24 protein-coding genes and 1 pseudogene are annotated in these 23,407 nt (G+C 68.7%); 12 read left to right on the top strand and 13 right to left on the bottom strand.

Features of this window, described 5'->3' with window-relative positions; genetic code table 11:
• Nucleotides 1-67: 67 nt before the first annotated feature.
• Together MUG96_RS05835 and MUG96_RS05830 are read right to left on the bottom strand one after the other, a co-directional pair.
• Complete coding sequence (locus tag MUG96_RS05835; RefSeq protein WP_246987368.1) at nucleotides 68-1,447, bottom strand: D-aminoacyl-tRNA deacylase; 1,380 nt, start codon at nucleotides 1,445-1,447, stop codon at nucleotides 68-70.
• A 1-nt stretch (nucleotide 1,448) separates the two neighbouring features.
• A complete protein-coding gene (locus MUG96_RS05830) occupies nucleotides 1,449-2,831 on the bottom strand; it encodes a calcium:cation antiporter family protein (RefSeq protein ID WP_246987366.1) in 1,383 nt (460 codons plus the stop codon).
• Nucleotides 2,832-2,952: 121 nt separating this feature from the next.
• Between MUG96_RS05830 and MUG96_RS05825 the strand changes: the two genes are divergently transcribed.
• Genes MUG96_RS05825 through MUG96_RS05800 form a run of 6 tightly spaced genes read left to right on the top strand, consistent with a single transcriptional unit; the run spans nucleotide 2,953 to nucleotide 7,914 of the window.
• Nucleotides 2,953-3,750, top strand: a complete 798-nt coding sequence (locus tag MUG96_RS05825; protein ID WP_246987364.1) for a shikimate dehydrogenase — start codon at nucleotides 2,953-2,955, stop codon at nucleotides 3,748-3,750.
• Nucleotides 3,751-3,775: 25 nt separating this feature from the next.
• Nucleotides 3,776-4,336, top strand: coding sequence for a helix-hairpin-helix domain-containing protein (locus tag MUG96_RS05820; protein ID WP_246987362.1), 561 nt, complete (start codon nucleotides 3,776-3,778; stop codon nucleotides 4,334-4,336).
• A gap of 39 nt (nucleotides 4,337-4,375) precedes the next feature.
• Entirely contained in the window at nucleotides 4,376-5,881 is a 1,506-nt protein-coding gene (pabB, locus tag MUG96_RS05815; RefSeq protein WP_246987360.1) for an aminodeoxychorismate synthase, component I, read from the top strand.
• The gene (locus tag MUG96_RS05810; protein ID WP_246987358.1) at nucleotides 5,878-6,531 is read left to right on the top strand and encodes an anthranilate synthase component II; all 654 of its coding nucleotides are present in this window, start codon (nucleotides 5,878-5,880) and stop codon (nucleotides 6,529-6,531) included. Before pabB ends, MUG96_RS05810 begins: the two co-directional genes overlap by 4 nt.
• Nucleotides 6,513-7,406: an aminotransferase class IV gene (locus tag MUG96_RS05805; RefSeq protein WP_246987357.1), complete on the top strand. Its 894-nt coding sequence runs from the start codon at nucleotides 6,513-6,515 to the stop codon at nucleotides 7,404-7,406. The genes MUG96_RS05810 and MUG96_RS05805 overlap by 19 nt, the downstream gene beginning before the upstream one ends.
• Nucleotides 7,407-7,446: 40 nt before the next feature.
• Complete coding sequence (locus MUG96_RS05800; protein WP_246987355.1) at nucleotides 7,447-7,914, top strand: Rieske (2Fe-2S) protein; 468 nt, start codon at nucleotides 7,447-7,449, stop codon at nucleotides 7,912-7,914.
• On the opposite strand, the gene MUG96_RS05795 is transcribed toward MUG96_RS05800, so the two are convergent.
• Nucleotides 7,911-8,366 (bottom strand): hypothetical protein, encoded by a 456-nt coding sequence (locus MUG96_RS05795; protein WP_246987352.1) that lies wholly within the window; start codon nucleotides 8,364-8,366, stop codon nucleotides 7,911-7,913. The genes MUG96_RS05800 and MUG96_RS05795 overlap by 4 nt on opposite strands.
• 112 nt (nucleotides 8,367-8,478) lie before the next feature.
• Nucleotides 8,479-8,775, bottom strand: a complete 297-nt coding sequence (locus MUG96_RS05790) for a transcriptional regulator (RefSeq protein WP_246987350.1) — start codon at nucleotides 8,773-8,775, stop codon at nucleotides 8,479-8,481.
• A 234-nt stretch (nucleotides 8,776-9,009) separates the two neighbouring features.
• Here MUG96_RS05790 and MUG96_RS05785 point away from each other — a divergent pair, with 234 nt between their 5' ends.
• Nucleotides 9,010-9,975: a nucleotidyltransferase family protein gene (locus MUG96_RS05785; RefSeq protein WP_246987348.1), complete on the top strand. Its 966-nt coding sequence runs from the start codon at nucleotides 9,010-9,012 to the stop codon at nucleotides 9,973-9,975.
• 34 nt (nucleotides 9,976-10,009) lie between these two features.
• Here MUG96_RS05785 and MUG96_RS05780 read toward each other — a convergent pair whose 3' ends face one another.
• The 6 genes from MUG96_RS05780 to MUG96_RS24120 all read right to left on the bottom strand — a co-directional run bounded on the left by MUG96_RS05780 (nucleotide 10,010) and on the right by MUG96_RS24120 (nucleotide 16,363).
• Entirely contained in the window at nucleotides 10,010-10,726 is a 717-nt protein-coding gene (locus tag MUG96_RS05780) for a diphthine--ammonia ligase (protein ID WP_246987346.1), read from the bottom strand.
• 55 nt (nucleotides 10,727-10,781) lie between these two features.
• Entirely contained in the window at nucleotides 10,782-11,912 is a 1,131-nt protein-coding gene (locus tag MUG96_RS05775) for a DUF373 family protein (protein ID WP_246987344.1), read from the bottom strand.
• A gap of 48 nt (nucleotides 11,913-11,960) precedes the next feature.
• A complete protein-coding gene (gene sppA, locus MUG96_RS05770; RefSeq protein ID WP_246987342.1) occupies nucleotides 11,961-12,962 on the bottom strand; it encodes a signal peptide peptidase SppA in 1,002 nt (333 codons plus the stop codon).
• A 189-nt stretch (nucleotides 12,963-13,151) separates the two neighbouring features.
• Entirely contained in the window at nucleotides 13,152-14,042 is an 891-nt protein-coding gene (locus MUG96_RS05765) for a coiled-coil protein (RefSeq protein ID WP_246987340.1), read from the bottom strand.
• Nucleotides 14,043-14,302: 260 nt separating this feature from the next.
• The gene (locus tag MUG96_RS05760; protein ID WP_246987338.1) at nucleotides 14,303-16,162 is read right to left on the bottom strand and encodes a glycoside hydrolase family 2 protein; all 1,860 of its coding nucleotides are present in this window, start codon (nucleotides 16,160-16,162) and stop codon (nucleotides 14,303-14,305) included.
• A gap of 75 nt (nucleotides 16,163-16,237) precedes the next feature.
• Nucleotides 16,238-16,363 carry a hypothetical protein gene (locus tag MUG96_RS24120; RefSeq protein ID WP_256465433.1) on the bottom strand — a complete coding sequence of 42 codons (126 nt, stop codon included), beginning with the start codon at nucleotides 16,361-16,363 and terminating at the stop codon, nucleotides 16,238-16,240.
• Between the two features lie 173 nt (nucleotides 16,364-16,536).
• Between MUG96_RS24120 and MUG96_RS05755 the strand changes: the two genes are divergently transcribed.
• The 4 genes from MUG96_RS05755 (at nucleotide 16,537) to MUG96_RS05740 (ending at nucleotide 19,156) form a co-directional block, all read left to right on the top strand.
• Nucleotides 16,537-16,683, top strand: a complete 147-nt coding sequence (locus MUG96_RS05755) for a hypothetical protein (protein WP_246987336.1) — start codon at nucleotides 16,537-16,539, stop codon at nucleotides 16,681-16,683.
• Nucleotides 16,684-16,760: 77 nt separating this feature from the next.
• Entirely contained in the window at nucleotides 16,761-17,174 is a 414-nt protein-coding gene (locus tag MUG96_RS05750) for a DUF371 domain-containing protein (RefSeq protein WP_246987334.1), read from the top strand.
• A gap of 61 nt (nucleotides 17,175-17,235) precedes the next feature.
• Nucleotides 17,236-18,057 (top strand): endonuclease III domain-containing protein, encoded by an 822-nt coding sequence (locus MUG96_RS05745; RefSeq protein WP_246987332.1) that lies wholly within the window; start codon nucleotides 17,236-17,238, stop codon nucleotides 18,055-18,057.
• Complete coding sequence (locus MUG96_RS05740; RefSeq protein ID WP_246987330.1) at nucleotides 18,050-19,156, top strand: phosphotransferase family protein; 1,107 nt, start codon at nucleotides 18,050-18,052, stop codon at nucleotides 19,154-19,156. Before MUG96_RS05745 ends, MUG96_RS05740 begins: the two co-directional genes overlap by 8 nt.
• A gap of 14 nt (nucleotides 19,157-19,170) precedes the next feature.
• Here the strand turns inward: MUG96_RS05740 and MUG96_RS05735 are convergent.
• From MUG96_RS05735 to MUG96_RS05725, 3 genes and pseudogenes are all read right to left on the bottom strand, one after another.
• Nucleotides 19,171-20,295 (bottom strand): annotated as a pseudogene (locus MUG96_RS05735) (aldo/keto reductase).
• A gap of 38 nt (nucleotides 20,296-20,333) precedes the next feature.
• On the bottom strand, nucleotides 20,334-20,654 hold the full coding sequence (gene sugE, locus MUG96_RS05730) for a quaternary ammonium compound efflux SMR transporter SugE (RefSeq protein WP_246987328.1): 321 nt from the start codon (nucleotides 20,652-20,654) through the stop codon (nucleotides 20,334-20,336).
• Nucleotides 20,655-20,694: 40 nt separating this feature from the next.
• Complete coding sequence (locus MUG96_RS05725; RefSeq protein ID WP_246987326.1) at nucleotides 20,695-22,617, bottom strand: beta-CASP ribonuclease aCPSF1; 1,923 nt, start codon at nucleotides 22,615-22,617, stop codon at nucleotides 20,695-20,697.
• A gap of 263 nt (nucleotides 22,618-22,880) precedes the next feature.
• On the opposite strand from MUG96_RS05725, the gene MUG96_RS05720 reads away from it, so the two are divergent.
• Entirely contained in the window at nucleotides 22,881-23,375 is a 495-nt protein-coding gene (locus MUG96_RS05720; RefSeq protein WP_246987324.1) for a DUF7984 family protein, read from the top strand.
• The last annotated feature ends 32 nt before the right edge of the window (nucleotides 23,376-23,407 follow it).

Raw genomic sequence — 23,407 nt, 5'->3', positions numbered from 1 at the left:
AATTATTTTTCCCCTCGTGTCATCGTTCCGTCATACGTTCCTTCGGACGAAGAAAAGGCGGATTAAACTACAAGGGGAAGCGTTCGACCCGTTCCGACCGCACCTGGGCAGGGTCGATAGTATCGCCGTTGACATCGACCGGTTCGCCGTCCGCCAGCTTCCCGAACTTCGGTCCCTCCGGAACGCCGAGTTCCGCGGCCTTCGCCGGGTCGAATGCCGTCTTTCGGGCCACGACGGCGTCGTCCGTTCGCTCCACCGAATCGTAGGCACTGGTCAGGATCTCGACCAGCCCAGCGATCAGCCGGTCGGAATCTCCACTGGAAACAAGCACCGCACAGTCGCCGAGGCGGGCACCGTTCGCCCGCGTCTCGAACGCGAGTGCAACGTCGGCGACCGCCGCACGCGCCCGCTCGCCGTCGATTCCCTCCGTCCGCTCGACCAGTTCCGACGGGAGCGCGACCGTTTGTAGGGGCGTGTCCGGGTCGGCTGTCCGCGCCGGGTCGCCGAACCGGAGCCCCGCCGCGACGGGGACGAGCGCGTCTTCGAGTCGTTCGACGAGCGGGAGGGGAACGCCGTCGACCGCCCGGACCCAGGACTCGCCCACGACGCGGTACCCCTGCTCCTCGACGGTCTCGATCAACGCCGGCCGGTCGCCTTCGACGACGGCGTACGATGCGCGACTGGACTCGAACGTACGGGCGACGAGGTCGGCGGCCGCCGACGGCGCGCCCAACGTATCGAGCCCCCAGTCGGCGGCGACGTGGCCCACCGCCCAGTCGGTCTCCCGGACGATACGCTCGAACCGCGGCGCGTAGTGGCCGCCGCCGAAGCCCACGAGATGCCGGTAGCGGTCGACCGTCCCATCGCCGCCGTCGTCGGCCGCCGTGTGGTCCGGTCGGTCCGGGTCGACCCCGCGGAGGTCGAGGATGGCCTGTGCCACCGCTCGTGCCGCGTCGGGGTCTTCCCACTGCGGTTCGGCACTCCCGACCTCGACGAACATCGACGGCGCGCCCACGTCGGACGGTCCGTGGTGCGTACACTCCGTGCCGACCTCGTACCCATCGGGCGCGTGCTCGGCGAGCGCGTCGAGGACGGCCGCGTGGGCGTTGGGGCAGGCCCGGGCGAGGTCGCGGGGGTCGCCGCCGTGGTCCGCCGGCCCGAAGTTACCCGTGTGGTGGGCGGTCAACAGCGGCCCCGTCTCGCCGCTGTGCCGGGAGGCGAACACGAGCACGTCGATGTCGCCGAAGGCCTCGGCGACGCCGTCCAGGTAGAGGTGCAGGGCGTCGAACGTCCGGAGTTCGGCGCCGTCGGTCCGGTAGACGGCACCGCCCCCGTCCGCGTCGGGCCGGGTCGGGTCGTCCTCGGCGGTCCAGTCGGCGAGGGTACGCAGGTGCTCGCCGATGTGTTGGGAGGCGCGGTCCGCGCGGGAGACGACGATTCCGAGCATCCTAATCGGCCTCGAAGTGGACGGGCTCACGGCCGAACGCGGTCCGGATCGCGTCGCCAGCCAGCCCGAACAGGTGTTTGAGCGCACCCCGTCGCTGCACGAACAGCGCGGTCCCGGCGAGCAGGTACAGCGCCGTGTACGCGAAGAGGAGTTCCGTGCTGGAGATCGGCAAGGCGACCAGATCACGGATGATCGCGAACTCGATCAGCACCTGCGAGATGAACAGGCCAAAGAGGACGATGGACTCCCGGATAGAGATCTCGAAGTTACAGAGGATCGCCAGCGCGAAGTAGGACTGGCCGGCCGTGATCCAGATTTCGGCGGCCTGCCGTGAGTCGAAGGGCAGGGTCCCGTAGGCGCCCAGCGCGAGCGAGTAGACGACGGCGATGGTCCCGATGAGGAGCGTCCACTGATTGAGCTTCGAGGAGATGAGGGCGTTGAACCCGGCCGTCGACCGGGCCTTGTTGACGAGGACGGCGACGACGATCAGCTCCGGGCTCTCGCTGGCTAGCGGCGCGACCCACTGGATCATGAAGAACTCGGGGATGCCGTTCTCGACCCCGATGACCTCCAGTCCGTGAGCGAAGGGCTCGACGGCGCTGAAGATCATCGCCCCGGAGTACCCGAAGAGAACGAGCACGGCAAGGGGCCGCCACGGCCGGGACCATCCCTGGAGGTACTTCGGCACGCCGACGGTGTGTTCGCTGTGTTCGATGTCGGATTTGAGCACGAGCCCGATGTACGCGACGTAGAGCCCGACCAGAAAGAGCGTGTCGAACAGGCCGATACCACCGCCGAGCGGGACGAAGAAGGCCCACGCGGTGGCGAGAAAGAGGAAGGTGATCTCCGTCGCGATGTCCGTGTCGAGCTGGACGGCGTCGCTCAGGATTCCTTCGCGGTCCTGCACCGCCGGGTCCCGCGTCTTGGCCGCCCGCCAGACCGTGAACACGGCGATCCCGGCCCAGCCGATGCCGATGAGGATGCGGTTGGCACCGGTCATGTTGGCGATAGCGAGGTTGGCATCGTGGCAGGCCGAAGCCAGCTGGCTCCCCTGTGCCTCGACCTGGGCGGCCGTCAGCCCCTGACAGGCCTGTGCCGTCGCGCCGCCCGCGCCGGCGTTCCAGGCGTACAGCGCGTCGACGGCGTACTCCGGGGCGACCGCCAGCACCGCGAGCACGGCGATGGCGAACGACCGCGGCACGTCCTTCTCGGCGGTCTCGGCGCCCCACGCGAGCAGGAACGAGGCACCGAGGACCGCCACGCCGCTGACGAGTACCGTCGACACGGAGCCCAACCCCGTCCCGGTGAGTGCAACCCCGACCCACGGGAGCGTCAGCGCGACCGTCGCGGCGACGGCAACGAGTGGATGCCGGATTCGGGTCACTACTCCGAGTGAGACAACATCGAAAGGAGAGTCTTGCGGAACCGGGTGGTGGCACCCGGCGAGCCTGCGCTCGTTCGAGGGACAGCGATGCGGTTATGTCGGTCCCGTCGGACGGGCCGGTATGGACGTGTACGGACTCATCGGGAACCCGGTGGGACACTCGCTGTCGCCGCCGATGCACGAGGCCGGCTACGAGGAGTGCGGCATCGACGCCCGCTACGTGACCTTCGAGCCGCCGAAAGGCGAGGGCGCGGCGGCGGTCGAGGCGGCCGCGACGCTGGACGTGGCCGGACTGAACGTCACGGTGCCGTTCAAGCAGGACGTGCTCGACGCGGTCGACCCGGCCCCGCTTGCCGACCGCATCGGTGCGGTCAACACCATCGACTTCGCGACGGACCCGCCGACGGGCTACAACACCGACGCCGCCGGTGCGACGCGGGCGCTCGAATCCCACGGCGTCGACCTCTCGGGCCGGGCCGTCGTCGTCGGCGCGGGCGGCGCGGGCCGGGCCGTCGCGTTCGGCCTCGCGGACGCCGACATGACCGTCGCCATCGCGAACCGCACCGAGGAGAAGGCACACGACCTCGCCGCCGACGTGCCCGACGCGACCGGCCACGGCCTCGATACGCTCGGGGACCTGGTGGCCGACGCCGACGTACTCGTCAACGCGACGACGGTCGGGATGAAGGAAGACCAGTCGCCGGTGCCGGCCGACGCACTCCACGGCGGCCTCGCCGTCCTCGACGCGGTGTACGACCCAATCGAGACGCGACTGCTCCGGGACGCCGCCGACGCGGGGGCGACGACCGTGGACGGCGCGTGGATGCTGTTGTATCAGGGCGTCGAGACGTTCGAGACCTGGACCGGGGTCGACGCACCGGCCGAACCGATGAACGACGCGCTCCGGGCACGGCTTTAAGTAGGGTGACTAACTATACCGACACATGGGGCTGCTCAGTTTGTTGAAATCCGTCATCGGTCTCGACGGTTCCGGGTCCGACACGCGGTCGGGTGCAGGGTCCGGCCAGCGTGACGTCGACGTGACCGTCGAACACGACCCCGCGACCGAGAGCGAGGCCGCGGTCAAGGGGACGGACGACGCCGAGACGGCGGCGACCGGCGCCCAGGCGGCGGCCGGCGACGGGAGCGTCGCCACCGAGACCACGACGGAAACGGAGACAGAGACGGAGACGACAGTCGAGGAGACGGCGGAGACGGACACCGCCGATACGGACGGCGACGGGTCGACCGGTACGGCGAGCGAGACCGAGCCCGAAACCGGAGACGAAGGCGAGGATGCGGACGAGTCCGATGTCGAGGGCGCGGCCGAGCACGTCGACACCATCAAGGGCATCGGCCCGTCCTACGCCGAGCGCCTGAACGACATCGGCATCGAGACGGTCGGCGACCTGGCCGCGCGGGACGCGGAGGGCATCGCGGCCGAGACCGACCTCTCCGAGAAGCGCGTCGGGCGCTGGCTCGACCGCGCACGCGGCGAGGACTGAGAACCGCAAGACCGTTACTCTCGCTCCCCCTTCTCCTCGATGATGACCGGGACGGTCGTGACCGACGGGGACGCCTTCCGCGAGGCCGCGACCGGTCTCGACCCCGGCACGCGCGTCCCCGTCGAAGTCCGGGTGACGGTCACCGACCCCTTCGAGGCCTACCGCCGGGCCCGCCGCGGCGACGGCGGCGACGCGTACCTCGCAACCACGGGCGGCCAACCCGGCTGGGGGTACTTCGGCGTCGATCCCATCGACCGCCTCGCAGTCAGTCCCGGCGACGGGGCGGCACTGGCCGCACTGACCGACAGGCTCGACGCCGAGACGCTCTCCCGCGGTGACTGTGACGTCCCCTACCCCTGTGGCGCGGTCGGGTGGCTCTCCTACGACATCGCACGCGACCTGGAGGACCTCCCGACCGATGCCGAACGGGACCGTGCCCTCCCGCGCCTCCAGCTCGCCGTCTACGACCGCCTCGCCGCCTGGAAGGAGCCACGCGACGGCGAGACGACCCTCCGGATCACGGCCTGTCCGCGCGTCGACCCCACCGGCGAAACAGGGCGGCCGCTCGACGCCGCGTACGACCACGGTCGCGACCGCGCGCTGGCCCTCGCCCGCCGCGCCGTCGAGGGTGACCGGTCGGTCGGCCCGCCGCCAGTCGACGCCGACAGCGCGGCCTTCGAGAGCGACCCCGGCCGGGCGGCCTTCGCCGACCGCGTCCGCAGCGTCAAGGCGCACGTCCGCGACGGGGACACGTTCCAGACGAACGTCTCCCAGCGGCTCACGGCGCCCGCGGCCGTCCACCCCGTCGCCGCCTTCGACGCCCTCCGGCGCGTCAACCCCGCGCCCTACTCCGCCCTGCTCGAGTTCCCCGGCGTGGACCTCGTCAGCGCCAGCCCGGAACTCCTCCTCGACGTCGAGGGCGACCGCCTCGTCACGGAACCCATCGCGGGGACGCGCCCGCGAGGGGACACACCGGCGGCGGACGCCGAACTGGAACGGGACCTGACGGGCGACGAGAAAGAGCGAGCCGAGCACGCGATGCTGGTCGATCTCGAACGCAACGACCTCGGGAAGGTCTGCGAGTACGGGAGCGTCGAAGTGGGCGAGTATCGCCGCGTCGACCGCTACTCCGAAGTGATGCACCTCGTCTCCGAAGTCGAGGGGCGCGCTCGCTCGGACGTGGACCTCGGGGACGCCATCGCCGCGGTCTTCCCCGGCGGGACGATCACCGGCGCCCCCAAACCCCGGACCATGGGGATCATCGACGAGGTGGAAGCGACTCGCCGTGGCCCCTACACCGGGAGCATCGGCATCTTCGGCTTCGACGGGCGAGCCACCCTGAACATCGTCATTCGGACGCTGGTCCGTATCGGCGACGAGTACCACCTCCGGGTCGGTGCGGGCATCGTCCACGACTCCGACCCGGAACGGGAGTACGACGAGACCCTGGACAAGGCCCGCGCGCTCGTCACCGCCGTCGACGAGGCCCTGGGGCGCCGAGCCGACCTCGCAGTCGACGGGACGGACTCGGAGGGGTCACCGTGAGAGTCCTCGTGGTCGACAACTACGACTCCTTCGCCTACAACCTCGTCCAGTACGTCGGCGAGGTCGTCACCGACCCCGACTGGGGCGTCGTCGCCGAGAGCGGCGCCGGGGAGGTCGTCGTCCGTCGGAACGACGAAGTCACACTGGACGACGTGGACGCTATCGACCCCGACGGAATCGTCGTCTCACCCGGCCCCGGGACCCCCCAGTCCGCGGGTGTCTCGGTGCCGCTGTTCGCGGAACGGGACTATCCGACGCTCGGCGTCTGTCTCGGCCACCAGGCGCTGTGTGCCGCGAACGGTGCACCGGTCGGGCATGCCGAAGCCGTCGTCCACGGGAAGCCGTCGGTCATTTCTCACGACGGAAACGGGCTGTTCGCCGACCTCCCCGAACAGTTCGAGGTCGGCCGGTATCACTCGCTGGCCGTCGAGCGCGCGGACCTCCCCGAGTCCCTGGTCGAGACCGCGTGTACGATCACTCACGAAGGAATTGATGGAAAGAGCGACCACACCGAGCCCCGCGTCCTGATGGGCGTTCGCCACCGCGAGCGGCCCCACTACGGCGTGCAGTTCCACCCCGAGAGCATCCTGACCGACACCGGCAAACGACTGATCGCGGCCTTCTGTCACCGATGTACGACTACCACGTGAACGGCGAACTGGTACCGGCCGACGAGGCGACCGTCAGCGTCCGCGACCGCGGGTTCATGTACGGCGACGCCGCCTTCGAGACGCTCCGCGCCTACGGCGGCACGGTCTTCGAGTGGCCCGCCCACGAGGCGCGCCTGCGCAACACCTGCGAACTCCTGGGCTTCGCCGACGCCACGCCCGCCGACCTCCGCGAGCGGGTCCGCGAGACGCTCGCCGCGAACGACCTCGAGGACGCCTACGTCAAGGTCTCGGTGTCCCGGGGCGTCCAGCCCGGAAAACTCACGCCCCAACCCGACGTGGACCCGACGGTCGTCGTGCAGGTCGACGACCTCCCGCGGGGCGGCACCGAGGAGCAGACCGTCTGGGACGGTCCCGCCGTCCTCCAGACGGTCAAGACCCGGCGGGCGCCGAGCGCCGCACTGCCGTCCGAGGCGAAGACCCACAACTACCTGACAGGCGTCCTCGCGCGGTTGGAACTCCGGCGGGCGGCGACCGACGCCTACAGTGCCGACGAGGCCGTCCTGCGGACCGTCGACGGCCACCTCGCCGAAGGGGCGACGAGCAACCTCTTTTTCGTCGACGGCGGCGTCCTCAAGACCCCGAGCGAGGACTGTGACGTCCTCCCCGGCGTCACCCGGGACGTGGTGATCGACCTCGCCCGGAGCGAGGACTTCCCGGTCGAACCCGGTCGCTACGGGATCGACGACCTCCGGGAAGCCGACGAGGGATTCGTCACCAACACCACGTGGGAGATCCGCCCGATCGATACCGTTGACGGCATCGAGGTCGGAACCGGCCCCATGACGAAACTCCTCCGACGCCTGTTCGACGAGCGCGTCGAGCGACGGCACTACGAGACCGACAGTGCGGCGTGAACCTGAGGACCTAAACGGTACCAGTTCCAACCCCCCGTCGATGGCACCGGAGAGCCGAATCACGTCGGTCGAGAACGTCCCCGAGGACTCCTCGTTTCTGTTCACCGTCCGCGACGACGACGGCGAAAACCGGGAGGCGATCCTCGTGGCCCTCGCGGACGGTCCCGGGAACAAAGCGAACGGGGCCTCGTCGGAGTCTCACTCCGACGGTGGAATCGCCGGCTGGCTCAACTACTGTCAGCACTTTACCCACATCAAACTCGACAAGGGGTCCGGCGCGGAGATGCGGGACGGCGAAATCGTCTGTACCAACCACGGCGCGTACTTCGAGGAGGACACCGGGGTCTGCACCTACGGCCCCTGCGAGGGCGCGTATCTGGAGACCATCGAGATCGAGACGCGGAACGGCGACGTGTTCCTCGTCGACGAGGACTACGAGTTCGTCCGTCCCGGGCCGATGGAGTCCGACCCCACCGACCTCGCCTCGAAGTCGAACTTCGAGTTCTAGCTGAGTCCCCAGGCGGTTCCGACGAGGACGAGCAGTCCGCCGAGGACGGCAAGTAACCCGGCGGGAACGAACAGGATCACCACATCCGGGATCCGCTGAACGACGAGGAACACTCCAGTCGGGACGACACCGACGAGGGCGGCTCCGCAAAGGACGGTCGCGCGCTGGCGGCGCGTGTACCGCTGGTAGGGGACGAGCGGGAGCGAACTCCGGCCGGGGACGGCCAGCGCAACCGCGGCAACGAGGAGTCCGAGAAAGATGGCTGCGATGGACGGGAGCGTGCTCGGCCCACCCCCGGATGCCGCCGGATTCGGATTGGCCTCGACGCCCGTGGCCGGGACGACGGCCGCCCCGAGCGACGGAAACGCGTACGTCCCGATACCGGTGAACAGCAGCGCCATTCCCGCGACGAACAGAAGCGTCCTGCACGCCGCACCCAGCGTCCCCCGCACGGTTCGATGTCCCGGACTGGCCGTCGTATATCTTACCATGCGACAGGACGTTGTGGACGACTCACGCGGCGACGCCCCTGTCGCTGCCGCGGGCAGGTAGCCGTCGGGTCGGTCAGGCGATTCGGAAGGCGGGTTCCTCGACGGATTCGCTCTTGCAGTCGGGACAGCGCCCGGGGCGGTTGAGCAGGTCGTCGAAGTCTTCGAACCCGCAGTCCCGGCAGGTCGGCGGCGCGACCATGAGCTGTTCGTCCTCGTTTTCCAGCGACTTGGCGATGTGTTCGACGTGACTCACGGCCGTCGCGGTGTCGACCTCGAAATCACGCGCGATTGCCGCCGCGGACATCGCTTCCGTCCGGAGTCGGTCGGCGATGCGCTGACGCGTCGTCTTCGATGCCTTCGCCTCGCGCATGCCGGCAGTTTGGTGTCCAGTGGCATACTTCTTCTGGACGGTGCAAGGCGGTGCGGGTCGGTGGCGGTAGCGGTGGCGGAAAAAGTTCGTCGGACGGCGACGAGGGCCGGCGGCCCGAGTCGCCGCTTTTTTCGCCCACGTTTTTTCGGCGAGCGGTGGCGAGCGAAGCGAGCCACCCGAGTCGAAAAAAGGTGGATGAAAAAGAACTTATCGCGAGGCGTGGACCGTTCGGACATGGAAGCTGTGGTCCTCGCCGGGGGTTACGCAACGCGTCTGTGGCCCGTCACGAAACACAGGCCGAAGATGCTGCTCCCGGTCGGCGAGACGACTGTCATCGACCGCATCCTGAGTGAACTGGAGTCCGACGACCGCATCGAGAGCGTCTACGTCAGCACGAACGAACGCTTCGAGTCGGAGTTCGAGGCCCACATCGCGGAGGAGGGCTACGAGAAGCCCCAGCTCTCCATCGAAGAGACGACCGAGGAAGACGAGAAGTTCGGCGTCGTCGGCGCGCTCGCACAGCTCGTCGAGCGCGAGGACGTGGACGACGACCTGCTCGTGGTCGCCGGCGACAACCTCATGGGCTTTCACGTCTCCGAGTTCCTCGACTACTTCGAGGAGCGCGGGGCACCGACGCTGGCCGCCTACGACGTGGGGTCCCGGGAGAAGGCCAAATCCTACGGACTCGTCGAACTCGACGGCGACGAGGTCGTCGACTTCCAGGAGAAACCCGACGACCCCAACAGCACGCTCGTCTCCATCGCCTGCTACGCCTTCCCGGCCGAGAGCATCCGCTTCGCGGAGTACCTCGACGGCGGCAACAACCCCGACGAGCCGGGGTGGTTCATCCAGTGGCTCCAGGGCGAAGAGTCGGTTCACGCTTTCACGTTCGACGACGCCTGGTACGACATCGGGACGCCGGAGAGCTACCTCGAAGCCGTCGCGTGGGAACTCGACGGCGGCACGCTGATCGCCGAGAGCGCGACTATCGAGGGCTCCGAGATCGGCGAGAACGTCCACATCCTCCCCGGCGCCGAGGTCGTCGATTCCACAGTGGCGGACTCGGTCATCTTCTCCGGCGCGACCATCCGCGACTGCGAGGTTCACGGCTCGATCATCGATACCGAAACACACATCGAGAACCTCGACCTCGCGAGCGCGCTGATCGGCGCTCACACGCACATCACGAACGGACAGTAGCGGCCCGACCATTCTCTCGTCGCTCGCCGGACAGTTACTCCAGCCACGCGTCCTCGATCCGCAGGTGACCCCGTGACCCCTCCCACTCGGTGTCGGACTCCAGCCGAATCGGCCGGTCCATGTGCGGCCCGTCGGTCACGAGCGTCTCGAACTCCCCACCTTCGCCGAGGACGTGGACGCCGTACTCTTCGTTGAGTGCTTCGAGGTCGGCGACGGCGTCGGCGTCGAGCGTCCGCCCGAGCCAGGACTCGTCGAGGCCGTAGGCCGCGACCTGGACGATCCGAATCTCGAAGCCCGCGTCGAGCATCGCGTCGGCGAGTTCGCGGGGGTCCTCCTGCCAGAGCGGCGCGAAGAGGTCGGCGTCGAGGCGGTCGGCCATCGCCTCGATGCGCGAGGTCTGGTACTCGCTCTCGACGGCACCCGCCGTGAGGCCAGCGATACCGCCGCCCTCGTCGGCGAGGTCCCGGAGTGCGGCCTCCAGCGGTTCGAGTTCGGCGTCGCCCTGCCGGCCCGAGTCGGTGGCGGCGTCGGCAGCGAAGTCGTCGGGTTCCACGTCGACGAGCGGGATGCCGATGCTCTCGGCGGCCAGGGCGGCGAGGTCCGTCGCCGGCACGTGGTACATGTAGGAGTCGCCCTCGGGGTGAACGGTCACCAGGCGCTCGACGGGCAATCCCCGTTCGAGCGCACGATAGAGCGCCCACGAGGAGTCCTTACCGCCGGAGAACAGGCTGACCCACGCGCCGGTCGTCATGGCCGCGGGTAGTCGACGGGCGCATTTACCGCCACCGGTTCCGGACCGCGGTCCGTCACTGCTGATCGACGAGTTCCTCTTCGACGCTGGCGGCGCTGAAGTAGGCCGCGAAGCGGACACCGATGAGGCTGATGAGGATACCGGCGAAAATGAACAGCGCGAGTCGCGTCCCGCGGGGGATCATGAACCCCTCGATGCTGACGGCGCCCAGGTCGGCGGGCGGGATCGAGAGGGGGTCGAAGACGCCGGCGCGTTCGAGGACGTACGCGGAGAACCCGCGGACGACGAGTCCCACCGCGACGGCACCGAACGGGAGATTGACGTACGCGGAGCGGACCCGCTCGTCGCGGATGATCTCGTCGAGCAGGCGGCCCGTGCTCGCGGCCAGCGCCGCCGCCGTCCACCAGGGGATCGCGTCGAAGGCGAAGCGCATCCCGACGATCAGTGGGGGCCAGTCGCCCATCGACGAGATGCTGATCGCGCCGACGAAGACGCCGATCATGGCGAGCCCGGCGGCGACGACGTAGGTGACGAGCGACACCTGCCCCGAGTAGAGCGCGTCCCGGACCTCGCCGGGCAGGGCCGCGAGGTACGCGTCGATTCCCAGCCCCTTGTAGAGGAAGAACACGCCCGTCACGGCCGCGATGGCGGCCAGCGCCACCTGCGGACTCGCGGCGACGAACAGCAGGGCCGGGAACGCGAGCAGGGCGACCCCGACGGGGACGAGCACGGTTTTGCGCAACTGCTCGTCGGCGAGGAACTGCTTGAGCAGGTAGTACGTGGACTCGATGTCCCGAGCCTGGCGGACGACGACGCGGTCGACGGCGTCGACCTGGACGCGGCTCTCGACGATGGGGACGAGCCGTTCGTCCTCGGCGGAGTCGACGATCACGACCGCCGAATCCGGGTCGTGCTCGGCCACGAGGTCATCGATCTGTCGCGCCACCGCCCGGTCCGCCGACACCGACTCGCCGCTGGCGGAGATGACCGCGACCACCGCGTCCTCGTTCTCGTCGGAGAGGTCGCGGGTCACCCGCAGGGCTTCGAGGACACAGTTCACGCGGCTGTCCTCGGGGTCGTCGACGCCCAGTTCCGAGACCAGCGACTGGACCGCCTCCCAGCCGACGACGGGTGGCTCGACCTGAAGCCCGCTGCTCCGATCGATGCTCACGACCAGCGTGGTCACACCGGTACCTGATGTCCCGACGGATAAAAACCATCGGAGCCGACAGGCTCACACTCTAAAATCGAACCCGTCGGCCTCGTCGACGACGCTCGCGACCCCCGCACCGAAGGCGTACGCGACCGTCGCCGCCCCGCCGCGCAAGCGGCCACGCAGTCCCGCCGCCGGCTCGAACTCCTCGACGGCGACGCTCGTCCCCAGTTGCTCCTCCAGTCGCGTCTCGACGGCCGTGCGGTCCCCGATCTCGTCGACCAGTCCGATCTCGGCCGCCTCGTCGCCGAGGTAGATACGGGCCTCCGTCTCGCGGACGGTCTCGGGGTCCAGCTCGCGACCCTCGGCGACGGTGTCGACGAAGTCCTCGTAGTAGTCGTCGACGATCCCCTGCAGGTACTCGCGTTCGTCCTCCGAGAGGTCCTTCAGCGGCGTCCCGGCGTCCTTGTACTCGCCGGCCGTGAACTGCTCGTAGCTGACCCCGAACCGGTCCGCGAGGTCGCTGACGTTCACCCGCGAGCCGATGACGCCGATGGAGCCGACGATGCTCCCCGACCGCGCCCACAGTTCGTCACAGCCGCTCGCGATGTCGTAGCCCCCGCTCGCACACACGTCCGTCGCGTACGCGACCGTCGGCCCGTCGAACCGCTCGGCGGCGAGCCGGATGTCCTCGCTCGGGACGATCTCGCCGCCCGGCGTGTTGAGTTTCACCAAGAGAGCGTCCACGCTCCCGTCGGCGTCGGCACGCTCGATCTGCTCCACGACGTCGTCGGCGTCCGCACCGACCGGCGTCGGGACGACGCCACCGCCGGCCGAGCGGGTGATCGGCCCCTCGACTGTCACCTCCGCCACGTTGTAGTCCGGCAGTGCCGACGACGCCACGCTCCCGCCCGCGCGGAGGGCGAGCGGGACTGCGATCAGCACGGCCAGTACGCCCAGGAGGTCCGTCAGGTCCGCGGGAAACCTGACGAACAGCCCCCAGGCGGCGACGATTCCGACCGCCGTGATACCGAGCGCGATGAGCACACGACCCAGCGTCCGTACCGGTCCCGTACGAGCCATGTCCGGCGTTCGGCCCCGGGCGACAAAAGAGCCGCGCGACGGAGCTCTCTCGAGTGGGTGGTGGATATCGACGCCGACGAGCGCCGGCGTCGCCACTCTTCGGTAACACCGGTGGCGTCACTGGGGGACGGCGTCGAAAAACGAACGAAAAGTATCAGGCGCCGGCCGAAGAGCCGGAGCGGTAGCGGATCAGAGCAGGCCCGTCTTCTGGAGCTTCATCAGGTCCTCGGTGTCGAGGGTCTCGCCTTCCTTGAACTTCTGGTAGATCTCCTCGGCTTCCTCGCGGGCGGCCTCCTGCTCTTCCTCGCGCTGGCTCTGCTTTTCCTCCTCCTCTTTCTTGTCCAGTTCGCGCAGGCGCTTCTGGACGCGCACGAAGTCCTCGTGGTGCTGGTCGGCCGCCTCCTGTGCCTCCACGAACTCCTCGTGTTTCTCGTCGGCCTCGTCGCGGATCTCGTCCGCCTCGCGGTAGGCCTCGATCATCTGGTTGTGGTGTTTCTGGGCCTCGTCGGCGAGCTCCGTCACCTTCTGGTGGTGCTTGGAGGCTTCCGAGCGGATCTCCTCGGCTTCCTCCTTGAGCTCGTCGACGTCACCGGTCTGGTCGAGTTTCTCCTTTTTCTCCTGGAGCTGCTCGCGCTTGTCCTCGATCTTCTCGATGAGTTCCCGCTCCTCCTCGGGATTGAGGACCTCCGTCTGCTGTTTGAACTCCAGGTCTTCGATCTCCTCCTCGAGCTTCTCGATGGATTTGCCCTCGTTCAGTTCGAGGTCGTCTTTCATCTCCTCGACCTGGTCGAACAGCTCGTTCGCCTCGGCGTTGAGCTCGTTGCGCTTCTCCTTGTGCTCCTGGACCTGGGAGTTGAGTTCGTCGCGTTTCTCGCGATGTTCCTGGGCCTCGTCGACCTTCTCGCGAGTCTTCGCGTTGAGGTCGTCGCGTTCGGAAGCGCGCTCCGAGGCGAGCTGGTTGAGATCGTTCCGTCGATCTCGGAGCTGCCCGGCGAGCTTGATGAGTTCGCCCTTGGATTTGTTTTCGATGTCGTCGTCTGTCACTTCGGTGTTTTTGGATTCGTCAATTGACTCTGCCATGGTTAGTGTCTATGCCATTACCGCACCGGCGAACGGCAGCGAACGCTCTACGAGGGAGGCCAACGCCTGATAAGCAAGGTTCCCTGTCATTCTGTGGGCGTCGCACGATACTGCCGGAACGCCGGAGACGTTCTGGTACCTGCTAGTTCTGTCGGCGATAGTTTAAATATTCCGGTCGTCAGACACCGTGGAATCCCCTACCAAACGGGAGCAGGGGTCATGTAACTCCGTGTCACGGGCCTGGACGCCCGGCGGCGGGACTACATATAGTAGCGGTTGGTCACAGCCCGGTCGTCGGTCGTGAACGAGAGGGTCACCGACGCGGCGTCGGCCGGGACCGACACGTCACCGGCCGTCGCCGTCTCGTGGGGGTCGACCGTCACGTCGAGCGACTCGTCGGTGAGCGCGTCGTCCCTGGTCTCGACCGTGACGGCTCCCGAGACGCGCTCGCCCGTGTCGTTGACGACCATCACTGGCGTCGACGCACCAGCCGTCGGGTCGGTCAGCGTCGCCTGTACCGGTTCGAAGGCGGCAGCGACGGCCTCGTACGCCGTCTTCTCGCTCCCGTCGCGTTCGAGCACGCCCGTCCCCGCGTCCCCGGTGTCCCGGAGGGAGTCGACGGCGAGGACCGTCGCCTGCCGCCGGCGGAGTGCCTCGGCGACGCGTTTCGTTACCCGGGCCTGATACCGCTGCGACGCGGCGGGGTCGTCGGCGTCGGGGACCCTGTCGTCGTGTTTCTCGCGGTCGAACCCCGCGAGTTCCTCGGGATCGGCCGCCCCCAGCGCGGCCGCGCCGAACGCGCCGACCACGTCGTCGAGGTCGTACCGGTCACAGAGCCACTCGATGTCGGCCGCGTCGCCGTAGTCCCACCCCGGGTAGAGGTGAGCCGCGTCCGGCGTGCAACCGAGCGGCCCCGCGACCGGGAACACGGGGAGGTCGGCGGGGAACGCGTCCGCTACCGTCTCCGCGGGGCCGTGGTCGTAGCCGGTCCGCCAGGCACGCCACCGGAGCCGCAGTCGGTCGAACGTCCCCGATCCCAGCGTGTCCGGGAAGGGGTCGACCGGGTCCGAGACGACGCCGGCCGCCGCGAGACAGGGGTGGTGCCCGTAGGTCGCGACGAGGGTGTCCGCGAGGTCGGCCCCCCGGTCGGCGTCGAACGTTCCGGGGCCGGTCAGCGGGAGGTCCTGCCAGACGAGCAGGCCCGCCTCGCTGCAGGCCTCGTACACCGCCTGTGGGGGTGCGTGGGCGTGCATCCGCACGAGGTTCGCGTTGGCCTCGAGCGCGCGGTCCACGTCCGCCGTCGTCGCCGAGTCGAGGACGAACCCGCGTGCGCGCAGGCGCTCGCCGTTGACCAGCAGCCCGTCGTCGTCCCGGGTGATCGAGCGGAGGCCGGTCGTTATCTGACGGGTGTGGTCGCCCAACTTCGCCCGGACCGTGTAGCGGTGCTGGGGGCCGAGTGCCGCCGGCCACCACAGCGACGGGTCGCGCACGTCGATCGTGTGCTCGACGACGGCCCGCTCGCCGGCGTCGGCCTCGACCGCCGCGCGGTCCATCATCCCGCGGCTCTGGAACTCCCCCTCCGGGCGCAGGGAGAACGTGATTCTGTCGTCGAGTGGCTCGTCGGTCTCGACGACGGCCCGGACGTCGATTTTCGCCTCGTCGTCCACGAGGTGTGGCGTCGCGTCGAAGTCGACGATGGCCGTCCCCGGGAGCGTTTCGAGATCGGCCCCCCACCAGATTCCGGGGGTCGCATCGGCCTCGGGGACGGCATCGGTGTCGTGGATGCCGCCGAAGCGATCCGCCGGGGCGCGGCACTCGACGACGAGTTCGTTCGTCTCGGCGGGCTCGAAGGTGGTTCGGAACGGGCGGAAGTAGGCGTCGTGCTCCCCGAGCAGGTCGCCGTTCAGCCAGACGCGGGCGTGGGCGTAGAGGCCGCGCAGTTCGAGGACGGCCCGCTCGTCCTCGGGCGACCGTGGATCGTCGAACCCCGTCCGGTAGGCGACGGCGTCGGCGCCCGAGAAGGCCGGCGGCCGGCCGAGCCCGTCCAGCGGCGTCCACACGTCCGGGTCCGGTCGCTCGCCGTCCGACTCGACCGACGCGCCACTCCACTCGCCCAGCATACCAGTCCGCGCGTCCGCCGGGGCCATATCCGTTACGGGACCCACGCCGACCGACACGCGGTCACGGGACGGTCCCTACTCCAGCTCGACCGTCGGCAGCTCCCCGTTCCAGCCGTACGAGACGAACACGAAGACGAGCGCCGCCAGTCCGACCGCCATCAGTCCGAGTTTGACCAGTTTCCCCAGCGTGTGCAGTACCATACCGAATCCGTCGGCGACCGTCGGCAAGTACTTTCATATCCGATGGCGCTACCGACGGCCGCGAAGGCACCGCAGGCGGACCGGTGCGCCGCGCCGGCAATCGCGGCCCCGCACTTTCACTTTCACCGCGCGGACGGCTCGCTTTCATACACCCTCCGTTCCTCCATTCGTGTATGTTCGAGGAGCTGACCTGCACCTGTCGGGGCTGTGATCGCGACCTCACGGACACCGAGCCGGCGGTCGTCTACCGGGACGGCGGCGGCGAGCGGCGGGCCTACGCCTGCGGGTGTGGCGCGGTGACCGTCACGGTCGCCGAGTGAGCGAAGCGGCGAGAGCCGCGACGAGGGCAGCGGCGTGGAACGACTCGCTGAAGTGCGACGGGCGGGAACCGGCGGGCATGGAAGAAGTCGTTCACGCACGCGGGCACGAGAACGTGTCCGCAGAGCACGCGAGCACGTTCGAGGTGACGAGCGACGATTACCTGACGCCGGCGGGCGACTGCATCCTCGGGGTCGAGGCCGACCGCGTCCCTGCGGACTTCGACCCCGAGTTCGTCGCGGCCTGCCAGTCCCACGACGCGACGATCACCGCGGCGGTCGAGGCCGGCGGCTACACCGTCCGTATCGAGGGACGTGGTCACCCGGACCTCTCCTTCGAGAACGAGCGGAGCATCGTGGGCCGCACGAGCGACTACGTCGACGACCGAACGGTCCTCGTGGATGCCGACGCTGCCGCCGGGGACCTCGACCGCGACCTCGTCGACGCGCTCGCGGGCGGCGCCGACCTGACGCTCACGCTCAGCGTGGCGTAGCCCGGGGAGCGACACCGTCGAGTCGCAGGTCGTTTTGTCGTCCGGCCCGTATCGATGGCCGATGACGGAGGACCCGGAGCCGGCACGAAACATCAGCGGCGGGGACTCGGGCGGTGGCTACGCCGAGCGGTTCGAGCCGGGGACGGCCGATACCCGCGCGGAGGCGGTCGTGGATCGGTTGGGCGAACAGTACTGGCAGAAGTCCTACGGCGGCCGGGACGCTTTCGAGTGTCTCGTCCGCACCGTCCTCAGTCAGAACACGAGCGACACGGCCAGCCAGCCCGCCCACGACGCGCTCGTGGAGCGCTACGACGGCGACGCGGACCTCGTCGACGCGCTGGCCGACGCCGACCAGGCCGAACTCGCCGAGACCATCAGTTCGGCCGGCCTCTACAACCAGAAGTCCGAGACGCTGATCCGGCTGGCCGGCCGGATTCGCGAGGAGTACGGCGGCGAAACGGCCTTCGACGAGTTCGTCCGCGAGGGCGACCCCGACGAGGTCCGGGCGGCGTTGCTCGACATGAAGGGCGTCGGCCCCAAGACCGCCGACTGCGTACTCCTCTTTGCCGGCGGCCGGTCCGGCGTCTTCCCCGTCGACACGCACGTCCACCGCATCGCCCGGCGGATGGGGCTCGCGCCGGCCGACGCCGACCACGAGGGCGTCCGCGAGGCGCTCGAACGCGACGTGCCCGGCGAGAAGTGCGGGTTCGGCCACACCGCGATGATCCAGTTCGGCCGGGACACCTGCTCGGCCCGGACGCCGGACTGTCTCGACGACCCCGAGGCCTGTCCGCTCGGCGACCTCTGTGACCAGGTCGGCGTCTATCCCGCCACGGGCGAGGTCGTCGACCCCGCCGAGGCACCAGAGGTGGCCGATGACTGACGGCGACGGGGACACGACGGGCGCGAAACCGAACCCCGGCGCGGGCGGTGCCAGTCGCTATCTGGACACGCAGGGCGTCTACCGTTACGTCGCCGACCGACTGGGACGGGCCAGCGACTGGGCGCTCAGTCCCCACGCGGCCGGCCTCGGGAACGAGACGCTGTTTCTGGTCTGGGACCACCGGCAGTTCGTCCTGCGTCGCCCCCCGCTCGACGGGGCACCCGCGGACGCACACGACCCGCTCCGTGAGTATCGCGCACTCGTTGCCCTCGACGGTACCGACCTACCGACGCCTCGTCCCGTTCTCGCCTGCGGGGACGCCTCGGTGGCGGGCGCGCCCTTCACAGTCGTCGAACGCCTCGACGGCGACGTGCTCCGCCACGGCGAGCCCGTCAGCTACGCCGCGAGCGATCATCGCCACCGTGTCGGGGCCGAGATGGTCGACACGCTCGCCGCAATTCACGGACAGGACCTCGACGCGCTCGATGTCGACGGGGACGAGTCGGCACTCTCGCACCCGCCGCTGGCCGAGCGAGTGGCGACCTGGCGCGACCGGTTCGCCCGCTACCGGGCGGCGACCGACCGCCCCGTCCCCGGTGCCGGGGACGTGGCCGAGTGGCTCGCCGCGAACGTCCCCGACCCGGCCGAACCGACGCTCGTTCACGGCGATTTCACGCTCGCGAACGTCGTCTTCACGCGGGCAGCGCCCCCGGACCTGGTCGGCGTCCTCGACTGGGAACGCGCGGGCGTCGGTGACCCGCGGCTCGACCTCGCGCGCCTGCTCGTCACGTGGTTCGAGACCGAGGACGAACGCGCCGGTCTCCCGTACGACCTCGCGCCGGGGTTCACGACTCGCGACGGGTACCCGAGTCGGGCCGACCTCCGCGACCGCTACGAGGAGGCGACCGGCCGGACGTACGACCACGACCGATTCTTCCGGGCGTTCGCGTGCTTCGAACTCGCGGCCGTCTGTGAAGCCTACTACCGCCGTCACTGCCACAACGTCTCCGACCATCCCTCGTTCGCGGCGCTCGACGAGGCGGTCCCGCGGCTGGTCGAACGGGCACAGGAAATCATCGAGAGCGACGAATCCATTTGATTTACACGTAGGAACTATTCGCCGTGGCCCCACCGAGTGCCGTCTTCGTCGTAGCGTGCGTCGAGGATGCGGTCGAACTGGTCGTCGGAGAGCGAGAGGTCGACGGCGCCGACGTTCTCGTCGAGCTGGTCGACGGTGCGGGCGCCGACGATGGGCACGCAGGTGAACTCGTCGTGTTCCACGAGCCAGCGGAGCGCGACCTGCGCGTTGGTGGCGTCGAGTTCGTCGGCGACGGCGCGGATTTCGTCGAGGACCTCCCACCCGCGTGCGGAGACGTAGAAGTCGTCGAAGCGGTCCGAGAGCGCGGCACGGGAACCGTCCGGCGCCTCGACGGTGTAGGGGTCGCCCTCGACGCGCTCGTACTTCCCGGTGAGGAAGCCGCCCGCGAGCGGCGAGTACGGACGGACCGCGAGGTCCTGGTCGGCGCAGACGTCGAGGTAGTCGCGCACGTCGTCGTGGTAGCCGGCGTGGAAGAGCGGCTGGGTCACGTCGAAGGCCTGCCAGCCGTTCGCGTCGGCCTTCCAGAGCGCCTTGGTCAGTTGCCAGGCGGCTATCGTCGACGCGCCGATGTAGTTGACTTTGCCCTCGCGGACGAGGTCGTGCAGCGTCGCCAGCGTCTCCTCGACGGGCGTGGCCTCGTCCCAGCGGTGGATGTAATAGAGATCGAGGTAGTCGGTGCCGAGGCGTTCGAGCGTCCCCTCGATCTGCTCGCGGACGTGCTTGCGACCGAGTCCGGAATCGTTTGACCCCGGTTCGCCCCAGCCGTCGAACGGGAAGTACACCTTCGAGGCGATGACGAAGTCCGAACGGTCGTGGTGGGCGAGCCAGTCGCCGATGTACTCCTCGCTCGTCCCGTTGGGCGTGCCGTAGACGTTCGCGGTGTTGCCAGACTACGTCTGGCAGCTAACCAGAACGCTTCGCGTTCTGGTGATGTCGATGAAATTGATACCGCGGTCCCACGCCGCGTCGAGCAGGTCGTGGGCCTGCTCCTCGTCCGTCTCGACGACGTTGTCAGACGGCGTCTGACAGGCTGCCGAGCTTCGCTCGGCAACGCCGCCGGTCTCGCGACCGAAGCGCCACGTCCCCAGACAGAGCCGCGAGACCTTCGTGCCGGTCCGGCCGAGCGTGACGTACTCCATGCCACTGGCATCGACCCCGGGCGCGAAAAGGGTGGCTTTCAGGCGCCCGAGACGTGGTGGAGCCCGACGATACCGACGACGACGAGCGCGATGAACGCGAGGCGGTCGAGCGACGCGGGTTCCTCGAAGAGGACGATGCCGAGTATCGCCGTCCCGACGGCACCGATACCCGTCCAGACGGCGTAGGCCGTCCCGATGGGGATCGTCTCGACGGCACGCGCGAGCAACACCATACTGATGACCAGCGCGACGGCCGTTCCGGCCGTCGGGAGCGGGTCGGAGAGGCCGTCGGAGTAGGCCAGTCCGATGGCCCACGCGATCTCGAACAACCCGGCGACGAAGAGGACGAACCACGACATCCGTTCGGGCTACCGCGTCGAGGGGCCTATGATTTCCGGCTCACAGGAACCGGAAGGTTTCGAGGTTCTTGGGCGCGAACGTCCGCATGTTGTACTCGTGGTACAGCGACGAGGAGAGGTCCTGCGTGGACTTCTCGTCGCCGTGGACACAGAGCACCTTCTCGGGCCGTGGGTTCATCGTCTTCACGAAGTTCTCCAGCCCCTGCCGGTCGGCGTGGCCGGAGAAACCGTCGACGGTCTGGACGTCGGCTTCCAGGTTGAGCGTCTCGCCGCGACCGCGCCCGCCGCCGCCGACCGGGATCTCGTCCCAGCCGTTCTGGATACGGCGTCCGAGCGTCCCCTGTGCCTGGTAGCCGACGAAGGTCATCGTCGTGTCGGGGTCGTCGCCGAGGTGTTCGAGCCAGGACATGATGGGGCCACCCTCGACCATCCCCGAGGTCGAGAGGACGATGCACGGCTCGCCGTCGGCGACTTCCTGGCGTTCGTCCTCGCCGCCGTCGATGTGGTTGAACTCGTCGGCGAGGAAAGGATTCTCGTCCTCGTGGAATATACGGTCCCGGAGGTCGTCGCGGAGGTACTCCGGATATGTGGAGTGGATCGCCGTCGCCTCCCAGATCATCCCGTCGAGGTGGATCGGCATCGATGGGATGTCCCCTTCGCGCATGGCCTCCTCCAGCACGAGCATGATCTCCTGAGAGCGCCCGACTGCGAAGGCGGGGATGAGGACTTTCCCGCCCCGGTCGTAGGTGTCGTTGATGATCTCCTTGAGGCGGCGCTCGGAGTCCTCCTGGTCGGTCTGGTAGTCGTTGCGCCCGCCGTAGGTCGATTCGAGGACGAGCGTCTCGACGCGGGGGAACTCGTTGACCGCGCCGTCGAACAGGCGCGTGTCCTTGTAGTGGATGTCCCCCGAGAACGCGACGTTGTACAGGCCGTCACCGATGTGGAAGTGTGAGATGGCCGACCCGAGGATGTGCCCCGCGTTGTGGAGCGTGAGCTTGATGTCCGGAGCGATATCGGTCACGTCACCGTACTCCAGGGGGATGGTGTGTTTGATCGCCTCGCGGACCATCTCCGAGTCGTAGGGCGGCGTCCGCCCCTCCTTGGCGGCCACGTCGAGGTAGTCCAGGGTCAGCAGGCCCATCAGGTCCCGCGTCGGCTCGGTGGTGTAGATGGGGCCGTCGTAGCCGTACTTGAACAGGAGCGGGATCAGCGCGGAGTGGTCGAGGTGGGCGTGGGTCAACACGACCGCGTCGAGAGTGGCAGCGCCCGCCCCCAGCGCCTCGGGGACCTGGAGGTACGGTACCTCGTCCTCGGCACCGGGTTTATCGCCACAGTCGATCAGGATGCGCGTCTCGGGCGTCGAGAGGATGAACGCGGCACGGCCGACCTCGCGGCAACAGCCGAGCGTGGTGATGCGGACCCACTCTTCGTCGGACATCTCCTCGCGGTGAATCTGTCGGCCGATGCGTTCGAGGATGTCCCGGCGCTCCTCGCGTTCCTGCTTGAGGAAGTTCCGCACGTTCGAGACCGTCGCGGACTCGATGGGCGGCGTCCGGACCACCTCGGGCGTCCAGCCGACTTTCTGGGTGATCTCCCGGAGCGTGGAGCCGTGGCGCCCGATCACCATACCCGGTTTCTCGGCTTCGATGACGACCTCGCCGGTGTCGGGGTGGAAGTCGAGATCCGTAACGCCGGCCTCCTCGGGCACGACGGCGTTGATCTCGTCACGTGCGTCGTCGGGCCGGGAGAGTACGTCCGGGTCCGGCCGGACCGTGATCCGTTTGCGCAACTGGCTCGCCAGTTTCCGGATCAGGTCGCCGTTCTGTGCGAACCGTTTGGGGTTCCGGGTGTAGACGACGAGTTCCGGCCCCTCGTACTGCACGTCCGAGATGGAGATGTCGTTCGGGACTTCGCCTCTGATCTCCGCCTGTAGGTCCTCGAGTTGCTGTTCTACCTTGCTCATAGCTCGACAGTGAAAGACCGAGCCCACGTCCGGACGGCGCACCGCTGGCCGACGGGCGGGAGGAACCGCCCCGACCCCCGAACGCCGGGACGCAGGCTCTCTCCTGTGGATATCATAGTGTGTCTGTCCGTATCGGTACGGATGGCGGTCCGGCCCCCTGATTCGTGGATGGCGGTCCGGAAAACCGGTCTGTATTCCGGATTTTGCCTCTCGATTATAAAAGCCTTCGCAAAACAGTAGGTATTTCGCCACGATGGGGCGGTATGGAGATCACGCCCGCCGTCGTCGCCGCCGAACACGAGTGGGTCCGCGAGCGAGCGTCGGTCGTCGTCCCGCTGGTCAACGACACCCGCGACCGACTCGGCGACCACTTCGACACCGCAGTCGACCCGGTCGATACCGACCAGTACCACGCGGCCGTCGACGAGGTGTTCGCCGACGGCGACCGCGCGGTCAACGTCGCCACGCTCGTGGCCCTCCTCCGTGACCTCGACGTGCCCGGTGACTACCCGGGGTTCGTCGTCGACGAACTGCTCGGCCGAGAGTTGGCCGGCACGATCGCTGGCACCCAGCCCCGCCGGCTCCTCGGCGAGGCCACCTTCCACTTCGCGGACGTGACGACCCACGGTGACCCCGGCGACGCGGCCGGTGCCGACGACCTCGACGCCGCGCTCGCGGCCGGCTTCCAGACTCGACTGCCGGGCTGGGACTGGACCGCGACCGAGAGCCCCTTCGCCAGTTCGTGGGACGGCGAGTGACCCCGGCGGACCGACGACCGCGCTCCACCGGC

The organism is Halorientalis marina, assembly GCF_023028345.1.
GTDB lineage: Archaea > Halobacteriota > Halobacteria > Halobacteriales > Haloarculaceae > Halorientalis > Halorientalis marina.
The sequence above is the reverse complement of the archived record's forward strand: the minus strand, read 5'-3'. Positions and strand labels throughout refer to the sequence as shown.